Source organism: uncultured Senegalimassilia sp. (assembly GCF_934632265.1).
Taxonomy (GTDB): Bacteria; Actinomycetota; Coriobacteriia; order Coriobacteriales; family Eggerthellaceae; genus Senegalimassilia.
On record NZ_CAKTYH010000056.1, the window covers coordinates 1 to 12166 of the forward strand.

At 62.5% G+C, this 12166-nt stretch carries 11 protein-coding genes; 3 read left to right on the forward strand and 8 right to left on the reverse strand.

The annotated features are described in order from the left end of the window. Together Q0H50_RS05415 and Q0H50_RS05420 are read left to right on the forward strand one after the other, a co-directional pair. A partial coding sequence (locus Q0H50_RS05415; protein WP_294420243.1) for a YfhO family protein occupies positions 1-1675 on the forward strand: 1675 nt, incomplete at its 5' end. Positions 1676-1760: 85 nt separating this feature from the next. Beyond that, a complete protein-coding gene (locus Q0H50_RS05420; protein WP_294420246.1) occupies positions 1761-2723 on the forward strand; it encodes a glycosyltransferase family 2 protein in 963 nt (320 codons plus the stop codon). A gap of 135 nt (positions 2724-2858) precedes the next feature. Here Q0H50_RS05420 and Q0H50_RS05425 read toward each other — a convergent pair whose 3' ends face one another. From Q0H50_RS05425 to Q0H50_RS05460, 8 genes are all read right to left on the reverse strand, one after another. Continuing rightward, complete coding sequence (locus Q0H50_RS05425) at positions 2859-3398, reverse strand: NYN domain-containing protein (RefSeq protein ID WP_294420249.1); 540 nt, start codon at positions 3396-3398, stop codon at positions 2859-2861. Between the two features lie 310 nt (positions 3399-3708). Further along, complete coding sequence (gene rlmB, locus Q0H50_RS05430; RefSeq protein WP_294420251.1) at positions 3709-4467, reverse strand: 23S rRNA (guanosine(2251)-2'-O)-methyltransferase RlmB; 759 nt, start codon at positions 4465-4467, stop codon at positions 3709-3711. 143 nt (positions 4468-4610) lie between these two features. Continuing rightward, positions 4611-5549, reverse strand: coding sequence for a virulence protein RhuM/Fic/DOC family protein (locus Q0H50_RS05435; protein ID WP_294420253.1), 939 nt, complete (start codon positions 5547-5549; stop codon positions 4611-4613). Positions 5550-5777: 228 nt separating this feature from the next. Then, complete coding sequence (locus Q0H50_RS05440; protein ID WP_294420255.1) at positions 5778-6629, reverse strand: TRIC cation channel family protein; 852 nt, start codon at positions 6627-6629, stop codon at positions 5778-5780. 139 nt (positions 6630-6768) lie between these two features. Next, on the reverse strand, positions 6769-7812 hold the full coding sequence (locus tag Q0H50_RS05445) for an aldo/keto reductase (RefSeq protein WP_294420258.1): 1044 nt from the start codon (positions 7810-7812) through the stop codon (positions 6769-6771). 280 nt (positions 7813-8092) lie between these two features. Further along, positions 8093-8737, reverse strand: a complete 645-nt coding sequence (locus tag Q0H50_RS05450) for a CpsB/CapC family capsule biosynthesis tyrosine phosphatase (protein ID WP_294420260.1) — start codon at positions 8735-8737, stop codon at positions 8093-8095. A gap of 5 nt (positions 8738-8742) precedes the next feature. Then, a complete protein-coding gene (locus tag Q0H50_RS05455) occupies positions 8743-9549 on the reverse strand; it encodes a CpsD/CapB family tyrosine-protein kinase (protein ID WP_294420263.1) in 807 nt (268 codons plus the stop codon). A 3-nt stretch (positions 9550-9552) separates the two neighbouring features. Continuing rightward, a complete protein-coding gene (locus Q0H50_RS05460) occupies positions 9553-10218 on the reverse strand; it encodes a Wzz/FepE/Etk N-terminal domain-containing protein (protein ID WP_294420266.1) in 666 nt (221 codons plus the stop codon). Between the two features lie 402 nt (positions 10219-10620). On the opposite strand from Q0H50_RS05460, the gene Q0H50_RS05465 reads away from it, so the two are divergent. Beyond that, on the forward strand, positions 10621-12166 hold a 1546-nt coding region (locus Q0H50_RS05465), incomplete at its 3' end, for a DEAD/DEAH box helicase (RefSeq protein WP_294420267.1).

Genomic DNA, 12166 nt, shown 5'->3' on the forward strand with positions numbered 1-12166 from the left:
TGTCATGGCCACGAGCCTGGTGTTCACGCCCGTGGCCACCATCTGGAGCGGGTTCGTGCCCGAAAGCTCGTACACCAACCGCAACGGGTTCGCCATCCTGCTGGTCATGACAGTGCTTGCCGCCGAGGGCCTGCTGGCGCTTTCGCGGCTTGATGCGCGGCCGCGACGCCGGTGCGCGCTGCTGGGCGGCGGTGCGGCGCTCGTCAGCGTTGCCGGGTCCGCCGCGTGGTTGTATGTGGCGAAGGGAAGCCTGCCGCAGGCACCCGAGCTTGTGGCGCTGGAATGCGCGCTGCTGGCGGCGTTCACGCTGCTGGTCGCAGGCGCTGCCGAGATGCGCGGCGTTGCTGCGCGGCCGATCTTGCGTACCGCGCTGTGCGTTGCGCTGGTCTGCGTGTTCGTCGACGAGCAGGTGTTCAGCGCGCAGGCGCAGCTTTCGCGATGCCGCTATACGGTCAGCGGCTACACCGACACGCTCACGGAGCTGGAGAGCTTCTACAGCCAGCTTGACGGCGCCTCCCCCTTCACCCGCGTGGGCAACGCCGCGCCGTATTGGGGCGGAAGCAAGGTCAACGGGCCGGACAACATGGCGCTCGTGCTGGGCGTGAGCACGTTCGATCATTACTCGTCCACGCAGGAGTACCGCATCCAGCAGCTGCTGCACGACCTGGGCTATAGCAAGGTCACGCCGTTCGGCACCTATTACATGAGCTCCAACGTCATCGCCGATGCGCTGCTCGGCGTCACCGATATCGTCGACGACCAGGCCCCTGCCGCAACCGAGCCCGAAGAAGCCGTGCTACGCGACACGTGGCGCGCATACCGCAACAAGCTGGCGCTGCCGCTGGGCTGGGGAACCACGGGCAGCGCGCACGTCGACTGGCAGGAGGGGCGCCCGCTCGACAACCAAGACGCCATGCTCGCCGACGCAGCCGACAACGACGCAAGCGCGCTTTCCGCCATCGACGTGCAGGAATGCCCCGGCGATCAGGATTCGCGCACCTTCACGCTGACCCCTTCGACCGATGGCCCCGTGTACCTGTACACGCCGACGGCGTTCGTGAACGACCTGTATTATGAAGGCGGCGTCGTATGCGAGGTCTGGGCAGACAGCTCGTTCGTGCAAACCATCGGCGGGCGCGGGTCGTGCAACCAGGTGTACCTGGGCTGGGGGCATGCCGGGCAATCCATGCAGGTGGTCATCAAGCCGCTGGCCGAGCAGCCTTACGAGCTGCGCTTCGAGGACGGCACCGTGACGAACGCGCAATCCGCGTTCTGGGATATTCCCGCCGCCGAGCTGCTGCAGGCGGGCACCGTGGACCTGCAAACCCTGCAAGAGCAGCTTTCGCGCATCGATTCCGACGGTTTTGCGCTTTCCGCATACGAGAACGGCCGGATCACGGCAACGTTCACCGCCGCCCAGGACAAGACGCTCGTGATCTCCCAACCCTACGAGGACGGCTGGACCGCCACGGTCAACGGCCAGCCCGTCGAGATTCAGGCAGCCTATGACGGGCTGATGGGCATACCGGTGCAAACCGGTGACAACGTCGTCGAGCTTCGCTATCTCACGCCCGGGTTGGTGCCGGGCGCGGTTGTGGGCATTGCGTCCGTTACGCTGTTCGCCGTATGGCGTATAGCGGCACGCAGGCGTAGCATGTTGCACAACGGTGAATAATCGAGCTGTCGGCTCGGGTATGCCTTGCAAGGAAGCGCCGCACCCGGAAGGGAGCGCGGCGGCAAAGCTAGATTGGAACGAACACATGAGCGACGCCCTGTACGACCTGACGCTGGTGGTCCCCTGCTACAACGAGGCGGACAACATCCCGCTGTTCTACAAAACGGCCACCGAGTGCTTCGAACAGGCCGGCGTGTCCATCGAGATCGTGTTCGTGAACGACGGCAGCCAGGACGGCACTGCGCAGCTTTTGCGACGCGTGGTGGAATCCGCACGCGGCAAGCACGCTGTGCAGGCCATCGATTTCTCGCGCAACTTCGGCAAGGAATCGGCGCTGTACGCGGGCATGCAGGCGGCACGCGGCAACAACATCTGTCTTATCGACGCCGACATGCAGCAAACCCCCCAGGACGCGCTGCGCATGTACCGCCTGCTCATGGAGAACTCCGACGTCGACTGCGTGGCCGCGTGCCAGGTCGACCGCAAGGAGGGCTTCGTGCTGAAGCTGTTCAAGCGCGCGTTCTACCGCACGTTCAACGGCATGGCCGACGACATCTCCATCCCCGCCAACGTCAGCGACTTCCGCGTGTTCCGCCGCCCCGTGCGCGACGCGCTGCTCGCGCTGCCCGAGCGCGAGCGCTTCAGCAAGGGCCTGTTCGCCTGGATCGGCTTCAACACGCTCGAAATCCCCTACGAGGCCGAACAGCGCGCCGCCGGCACCAGCAAGTGGTCGTTCAAAAAGCTATTCCGCTACGCCGCGACGGGCATCTTCGGGTTCACCACCTGGCCGCTCAAGGTCGCGGTGTGGCTGGGCAGCCTCTGCTCCGTCGCAGCGGTCATATACCTGCTGTCGGTGCTTGCCGAGTACCTGCTGTACGGGACGAACGCCCCGGGCTACCCCACGCTGGCTTGCCTGATCCTGCTGTTCGGCGGCCTGCAGCTGGCCGTGCTGGGAGTGATCGGCGAATACCTGGGCCGCGACTACATCGAGAACAAGCGCCGCCCCATCTACCTGGCAAAAGAGCACCTGGACAGCACGATGGAATAGCGGAGGGCGCAACCGCCCCTAGCTATATGCTCCAAAACGAAAAGGGCCTTGCCAGAACCTTGCTCGTGGATTGAGCGCGGTTCGGGCAAGGCCCTTTAGTTTCGCAAATCCCCTGGTCAACTAGCTGGGAAACCGTTATGCGCCGTCGCGCATGGCTTTGAGCTTTTCCAGGACGTCCGGTTTAATCCGGTCACCGAGCGTACGCTTGAGCGCGACCTTCGGGGTTTCGTCGAGGTGCACGTCCTCGTAGTACATGCCCACCTCGCGCGAGAACCCGTTGGCCGACATGCGGTCGATGCCGCCGCCGAACACGGTGTCCTGGATGGTGGCGTCGGAGGTGACCACCATGGTTTCCACGTTGCGCACGCGCGCGTCATGGGCCAGCTTCTCGATGACCTTATCGGCCGAGGTACCAGCGGGGCTGAACATGATGCGCACGCCGCCGATGGTCTCCACCTCGCCGGTTGAGAACTGGTTGTCGCCGCCGTCGAAGACGATGACGGCCTTGTATTCGCGGCCGGCGAAGTTGATGACGTCGTTGATCAAACGCTCGCGCGCCGTGTTGAACGCATCGTCGGTATAGTCGGGATGCGCGAACGCCTCTTGGTAACGCGACCCCGAACGCAAAACGTTATAGCCGTCGACCAGGAGGATCTTCCGGCGCTGCTTTGCCATCGCACATCCCTCCTTTCAGGTGAACAGGCGGCAGAGGTGTGTTCACGAATAGGCTTACAAACCAATCGATGCAATTCTGCCATAGTTGGTACGGATTCGCCAAAGCCAGCACAGGCGCCTGCACGCCGTCTTCGTTGGGACAGGGGAACAGGGGCCCGTGAACGGGTTCGCTCAAAGTCAGTGAGGGGCGCTCTCGTGCCCCGAATTCGGCTGAAGCAAGCGGGCATTGGCCTTTGGGCCATGCCCGTGCAGCTGAAGTCGAAGGCGGCGTGCGAGAGCGCCCCGCAACGTCGAGCAGGTTCGCTGGCCGTTAGGCCAGCGAAACCCAATTCTGGCGCAGCCACTCGTACATGACGGCGGTTGCGGCCTGCGCCACGTTCAGGCTGGCCACTTCGCCTTCCAGCGGCAGCTTCGCGTACATGTCGCAGTGCTCGAGTACCAGGCGGGACACGCCGTCGTGCTCGTTGCCCAGGACGATGGCGATCTTGCCCTTCAGGTTCGCATTCCACACCAGATCGTCGGTGTGCTCGGTTGCGGCGCACACCCAGAAGCCCTCCTCCTGCAAGCGGTGGATGCTCTGCACGATGTTGGACACCTGCGCCACGGGCACGTGCGTGATGGCGCCCGCGGAGCTCTTGTACGTGGAGGCCTCGACGCGCGCGCTGCGCTTGTTGGGGATGATCAGGCCCGATGCACCCACGGCCTCGCAAGAGCGGCTGATGGCGCCCAGGTTGCCCGCGTCGGTGAGGTGGTCGCACAAGACCACGAGCGCGCGGCCGTCGTGTTCTTCGGCGTAGCTGTTGGCAGAGTCGACCACCTGGCCGATGCCCACGTAGTTGAACGGCGCGGCCTCGGCCATAACGCCCTGGTGGCTGCCACGAGCGGACTTCTGGTCAAGCTCGTCGCGCGGCACCTGGATGACCTTCACGCCGTTGCGCTTGGCCTTGCGCATGATGTCCTCGATCATGGGGTCGCGCTTCATGTAGTCGCCCATAAGGATACGGCGCATGGGCACGCCGGTACGGAACGCCTCGATGACGGGGCGCTTGCCTTCGATGTAATCAGCCATGTGATGGGGCCTTTCGGTTCTGCAAGATAACGTAGATCGATTGCGCTATTGTACCAGCCGCCGCGCACGCGGGCTTCCCGCAGCACCAATCGCCGCAAGACCCCCATGCAGCGCCCCACCACCAGCTACTACCCCCCTCGTTCTTATGGAGCCATTGCCAAAAAACTCATCACCAGCGCAACCATTGCCTCTTTTTCATTGGGTTTTGACTCGGCGATCATAATGGTTACGGCAACAAGCGCACTGTCCGATATGCGCTTTCCACCGTTTCGCAAAAGCGCGTTGTTCATATTAAGAAAATGCAGGAATAACGTTGCCGCAATTCGCTTATTGCCATCGTGAAATGAATGGTTCTTCACAACGAAATACAGCAAATTCGCAGCCTTCTCCTCAAGACTCGGATACAACTCTTGACCAGCGAAGCTTTGGTATATGGCAGCAATACTGGATTTAAACGAATCATCTTTTTCGACGCCGAATAAATCGCTTTCGTGCGCAAAATGCATTGACTCAATCAACTTGCAGCATTCATCATAGTCAAGCATATACGTTGCAGCACTGCCTTTTGGCTTGACAATGCGTTGATGATCATAATCGTCCAGAAGGTTTAAAGCACCCGTATATGCCTTCACAACCGAAAGGACATCTCCAGCCTCAAGCGACTCAGGCACGCGCTCCATTACTTGCACAATCTTGCCCAACTGCGCAAGGCGTCGTTGGTTCTCGGCTTGACCTGCAACGATATATTGACGCAACACGCCAGTGGCCCAACGCCTGAATTCGACGCCACGCTGAGACTTAACGCGATAGCCGACAGAAATGATAACGTCGAGATTAAAGAATTTCGTTCGATACCGCTTCCCATCGGCGGCAGTTGTCAAGCATTCCTTGACAACTGATTCCTTATCCAGTTCCCCTTCTTTAAAACAGTTATTCGCGTGCAAGCTGACATTCTGCTTTGTCGTCATAAACAAAGAAGCCATTTGCGCTTGGGTAAGCCAAACGGTCTGTCCGTCAAAGCCGACATCAAGTCTGACTTCGCCGTCTTCTGATTCAAATACCACGATTCCTTGTTTTTCCATATCGCTTCCTTTCGAACAATTGTACTATTGTAAGGCGCACAGATGTTCTATGCAATCGAACAGATTATGCAGTTTTGGAAGCTAGCTGCTTACCTTTTCTGAGAGAGGGGACTCTGCGAAGCGTAAGCGATGTTTAGAGAGCAAGGGAATGGCTTGCACCCGCCCTGCCAAGTGCGGCACGGCGTGCACGACCCCGGTGCCCAGCCGGCAACGATGAATCCGCCCCGGCTAGCGCATGTTAGCGGGCCAGTCGCTGTTCACGGCATCGCTGCCGCCCGAGGCCTCCTTGCGCGCCTCGCCGTCGCAGTCCGCGCCGCGGGCGATGCGTGCGCCGGCGCGGCGCTGATGCCGCTCGGAATCGCCGCCGTGCAGGAAGACCCCCGACAGCACTTCGCCCGCACGATGCAGGCCCCGGGCGATACGCGGCGTCAAATCAGCTTCGGATTTCGTGCGCCAATCGAAGTACACGCTCCAATAGCGCAGAGCCACCACGGCGAACACGCACGCGATGCCCGCAAGCGCCAAAGGGCACCCGAAGCGCGCGAGCACCACGTACACCGCCGCGCCACCCAATCCGGCAACGGCATAATAGTTGCTACGCTGGAACACGCCGGGCACCTCGCCGACGCAAATGTCGCGGATGGCGCCGCCGCCGACCGCGGTGATGCCGCCCATGATGACCGACAGCACCATACCCTGTTCGAAGGCAACCGCCTTCGAAGCGCCCGCCAGCGCGAACAGGCCCACCGACAGGGCATCGGCCAGGAAAACCGTAGCCTCAAGGTGCTTGAAAATGCCGCGGAAGTAGAACACGAACGCGCAGATGAGGATGCACGTGACGATAAGGTCGGGGTGGGAAGTGAAGTACACGCCCGTGCCCTGCATGAGCGTGTCGCGCAGCACGCCGCCGCCATAGCCCGTGATCAAGCCGCACACCACCGTGCCGATGATGTCGAGCTTGCGATCGCACGCGAACAGCGCGCCGGTGAGCACGCCCGCGATGACGCTGAAGTAGTCGATGCTCCACGGCACCGTGAGCACCGGCGTGTCGGCGAAGATCCCCTGCAGCCAAGCTTCCATATGAACCCCTTTTCAGCTGCTGAACGTGAAAACGGGCGCGCCAAAGGGGCGCGCCCGTTTCGCTTGCTAGCGACTATGAAACCATATCGAAGGGCAAATTTCCAGGGATGACATGCTTGCAACGAGCTTGATGCCGAGCCTATTCCTCCCCTGCACCCTTCACATCCACGCTGCCCGCCAGGACCGCGCGATAGTCAGCCAGGTTCTTCTTCAGAAGATGGGGGATGTCCAGCTCATAGGGGCAACGCGCGGTGCAGGCGTAGCACTCGGTGCAGTCTTCGATAGCGTTCATGCGCTGCTGCCACTCTTCGTCGAGCCAGCCCTTCGAAGGCGCGCGGCGGATCATGAGCGACATGCGGGCGCACTGGTTGATGACGATGTCCTGCGGGCACGGCATGCAATAGCCGCAGCCGCGGCAGAAATCGCCGGCAAGCTCGGCGCGCTCGGAGGCGATGAACGCACGCATCCCGTCATCAAGCTGCGGCGTGTCGGCCATGAACGCAAGCCACTCGTCAAGCTCCTCCTCGCGCTGGACGCCCCAGATGGGTAGCACGCCCGGGAACTGCGTCATGAACGCCATACAGGCGCGGGCGTTGTTGAGCAGGCCGCCGGCCAGGCCCTTCATGGCGATGAAGCCGACGTTGCGCTGCTCGCACAGGGCAACCAGCTCAAGCTCGCGATCAGAGGCCAGATAGCTGAGCGGGTACTGCAGCGTTTCGTACAGGCCGCTTTCCACGCATTCGAAGGCCACCTCAAGCTTGTGCGCCGTCACGCCGATGTGGGCGATCTTGCCCTGCTCCTTGGCCTTGAGCATGCACTCGTACATGCCCGCGCCGTCGCCGGGTTTGTAGCACTGGTCGACGCAGTGGAACTGGTACAGGTCCACATGGTCGGTGCGCAAAAGGCGCAGCGACGTTTCCAGGTCCTCCCAAAACGCCTCGGGCGTACGCGCCTGCGTTTTGGTGGCGATGGCAACCTTGTCGCGCATGCCCTCGAACGCAAGGCCGACGCGCTCCTCGCTGTTAGAATACGCGCGCGCCGTATCGAAGAACGTCATGCCGCCCTCGAACGCACGGCGAAGCAACGCGACGGCGTCCTGCTCGGAAACGCGCTGAATCGGCAGCGCCCCGAACGCATTCTGCGGCGTGACGATACCGGTAGACCCCAACGTGATAGTGCGCACAAGCGCTCCTCTCTCCCATCGCAAGCGTCTCGTGAGCAGGGAACGGAGACGTGTTCTTTCTCTTCGCGAAGAGGGAATGCAGCGGCGATCATCGCCGCGCTCCTCGCGGGTGAACAGGGGGTGTTCGCAACGAATATCCGCACGTCCCTAAAAGCGAACCGCGAACATACCTCCGTCCCCTGTTCACCTCCCCCGCTCACGCTCATCTCTCGAAAAAAGGCCCGCCCTCCGTTGGGAGGGCAGGCCGAAAAACCTAGATGCTATTCTATTCCTCCGCGCGCTATTCCGCTCGCAGCATGTGCCCGAATTTGTACACCGCTTCGGAAAACGCTTCGTAATGCTCGACGCAATGCGCATCGCTGCCAATGTAGGTGTACAGACCGGCTTCGAACAAGCGCTGGGCGGGTTTGCGCTCCTTGCCCATACGCCCGCCGCGGATGAAGTCGGCCGACGCCTGCAACACGCACCCGCAGCTGACCAGGCGTTCCGCGATGGAGGTGTCCTCCTGGATGGCCTTGTAGCGCTCGGGATGGGCGATGATCACGTCAAGCCCCATGCCCTGCAGCTCGTAGATCTCGCGCTCGTATTCCTCGAAATCGCGCTTGGTGGCGTGCGTGGAAAGCTCGAGCAGCAGCGTCTTGGAATCCTGGAAGCACAGATACGGCGCCCAGTCCATTCCCAGTTCTCGCAGCTTACGGATGTTCACCTCGAAGCCCATGCGCATGGGGATGGGCGAACGTGGCGCCAGCTGGTTGAACGCATCCCACATGGCATCGAAGTCGAAATACGGGTCGCGGCAATGCGGCGTGCACACGATCTCGGTGATGCCGGCCTTGTACGCGGCATGGATCATGCGCACGCTCTCGCCGAGGCAGCTTGCCCCGTCGTCGACGCCGGGAAGGATATGGCAATGCAGGTCAAGCACGTCGACTACCCTCTGCGAGCACCGTTGCTCTGGTGACCGTAGTTAGCGGGGTTCGTGACACCGCCGTGCTTGCCGCCGCCGCGCGGGACGTTGGGGCCGAGGTTGCGCGAATCCACCTTCACCGTGGAAGCGGCGCCCTTCTCGCGTTTGCCCTGCTGGTTGTAGTAAGCGTAGTAGTACTCGGGCTTCTCGACGTTGCAGTAGTTCATGACGACGCCCACCACGTTGCCGCCGGCCTTCTTCAGCTGGTCGTAGGCCTGCAGCACGGTCTGGCGCTTCGTGAAGTTCTCACGCACCACCAGCACGGCGGCGTCGACGATGGTGGAGACCACGGCGGCATCGACGAACATGCCGACGGGCGGCGTGTCGAAGATGACGTAGTCGAACATCTGCTCAAGCTTGTGGGCCAGCGCCGCGAAGCGCTTGGAAGCCAGGATGTCGGCGGGGTTGGGGATGTGCGGCTCGGCATCGAGCAGGAACATGTTCTCGGTGTTGGTGGAGACGATGGCCTGCTGGATGGGCATGGTCTCGGAAAGCACCGAGTACAGACCGCCCGTGGAGCGCACGCCGAGCATACCCGCCAGCGTGCGGTTGCGCATGTCGCACTCGACCAGGCACACGCGCATGCCCGACGACGCGATGGCGCGGGCGACGTTGCACGCGACCGTGGACTTGCCTTCAGTGGGGATGGAGCTAGTGAACACCAGGGAACGGATGGGGTTATCGACGCTCATGAAGCGGATGTTGGCCATCAGGGTTTTCGCGGCGTTCTGCATCTCCATATCGTCGCCGCCTTTAGGTTTGCGAGCCATAGCTTATTTACCTCCCTTGAGAGCAGGCATGCGGCCGATGACGGGCAGGCCCAGCAGATCTTCGATCTCGTCGGCATTGCGCACCTTCGTGTTGAGCATATCGGACACCACGACGATGGCGATGGCGACGAACAAGCCGGCGAGCAGCGCGACGGCGATGTACATGGGGCGATTGGGGCCGGAGGGCGCCGTGGGGGCCGTGGCCTGGTCGATGACGTTGACCGACTGGACGTCCATGACCTGCTGCGCGACCTTGGAGACGTTGCTGGCCATATCGTTGGCGATGGTGGCGGCGATATCCGGGTCGGTTCCGGTGACGGAAAGCGTGATGACGCGAGAAGTGGTTTCGCTGGTGACCTTGGTGGAGTAGCCCTTCAGCGACTCAAGATGCAGGTCCTTGGCAGTGTCGGCCTCGATGCGGTCGCTCTTGAGCAGCGTGGACACGTCGTTTGCCATCATCTGGCTGGCGTTGAGGTTGGAGTAGTTCGCAGCATTGTCGGAGTTTGTCGAAGACTGCTTCGCAAGCACGTACATGCTGGTGGAAGCGGTATACGTGTTGGGCAGCGCGACGAAGCAGACCACGGCGGTCGCAAGCGCGCACGCGATAGGCAGGACGATCATGAGCTTCAGATGCTTGCGCATAAGCTGAAGCAGCTCGAGCAATGTCATGAATAAACCTCTCAAGTCTCGGGGCAATAGCCTTACCATTATACCCCGCAATGGAGGGGCGGGTACAAAGTTGCGCTACTTCAGCAGAAAAGCCCCCAAGCCGTGGAGATTCGTGCACAATCGCGCTCTTTTCGGGCTCAAGCGCTTTCCTTTTGTGAAAACACCATCATAATAAGCGGGTTGCTTCTCACGAAATTCTTTCTAAATCTTCTTTTCGCGCGCTCTTCCACGCACCGCGCAAGGCATATAGAAAGCGGCTCGCGTCAAGCGCAAGCACGCCGCCTGGGGCGGGTGCGATGAATTGGTACATAGGTTGCAAGCGCTTGACTGAAACCGATGCCGCCCGTTTCCGGACGCTTTGGTTTGCTGCGCGCTGCTTCCGCGAAGAGAAACGGATTTTTCATGACCGCATTTGCAGAACTGGGCCTGTCCGAGGCCGCCCTCGCCGCCGTCGAGCGCATGGGCTACGACTCCCCCACGCCCGTTCAGGAGCAGTCCATCCCCTACATCCTGGAAGGCCGCGACGTCATCGCCGCCGCTTCCACCGGCACCGGCAAGACCGCGGCGTTCTTGCTGCCCACGCTGTCCACGCTCGAGCGCATGAAGGGCCGCTGCCGCGCTCCGCGCGTGTGCGTCGTCAGCCCCACGCGCGAGCTGGCTCAGCAGATCAGCCGCACGTGCATGCAAATTTCCCGCAAAACCGGCCACTTCGTGACCACCGTATACGGCGGCACCCCCTACGGCCCGCAGATCCGCGAGCTGCGCGGCGGCACCGACGTGCTCATCGCCACGCCCGGCCGCCTGAACGACCTGATGGACCGCGGCGTGGTGGACCTGTCCGAGACGAAGGTGCTCGTGCTCGACGAGGCCGACCGTATGCTTGACATGGGCTTCCTGCCCGACGTCACCAAGATCGTGGAGCACACGCCTGCCGAGCGTCAGACGCTGCTGTTCTCCGCGACCATCGACAGCTCCATCCAGAAGAACCTGGGCAACCTGCTGAAGGACCCGGCCATCATCGAGATCGCCCGCAACGGCGAGACCGCTGCCACCGTTGCCCAGTACATCATGCCCATCGCCAACCGCAAGAAGCAGGAGCTTCTGGAAGCGGTGCTCAACGAGAAGGGCCACGAGCGCGTCATCGTGTTCGCCCGCACCAAGAACCGCACCGAGGAATGCGCCGAGGCGCTTGAGGCCGCCGGCTTCCACGCCGAGTCCATCCACTCCGACAAGACCCAGGGCCGCCGCCGTCGCGCCCTGGAGAACTTCCGCCGCGGCAAGACCGACATCCTGGTGGCAACCGACGTGCTGGCGCGCGGCATCGACGTGCCCGAGGTGAACTACGTCATCAACTTCGACCTGCCCGATATGGCCGAGGACTACGTGCACCGCATCGGCCGCACGGGCCGCGCCGGCGAGGAGGGCTTCGCCATCTCCTTCGTCACGCGCGAGACCATGAAGACGCTCAAGGAGATCGAGAAGCTCATCGGCAAGGACATCCCCTTCACCACCATCGAGGGCTACGAGACCGACCCGTCCGTGCTGGAGAAGCCCAAGCGCGGCGAGCGCAAGGGCGGCACGCGCCGCGGCGGCAACAAGCCGGCAGGCGCCCGCCGCACCGGCGAGAAGCACGCCGAGCGCGCCGAGCGCGAGGGCCGCAGGCCCAACGCCGGCGAGGGCCGTCGCCGTCGCGATGACGATACGCTGGTCACCCGCGGCGAGCGCGGCGGCCGCGGCGGCAAGGGCCGCTACGACCGCAAGGACCGCAACGACCGTGGCGGGCGCTTCGACCGCGACAACCGCAACGATCGCGGCGGCAACAAGGGCGGCTATCGCGGCAAGGGCGGCGCCGGCCGCAACGGCGAATGGCTCTCCGACGAGGAGTTCCGTTCCCGCCGCAACGCCAAGAACGCGCAGTCCCGCCTGCACAAGAAGGAGCGCACGGCCC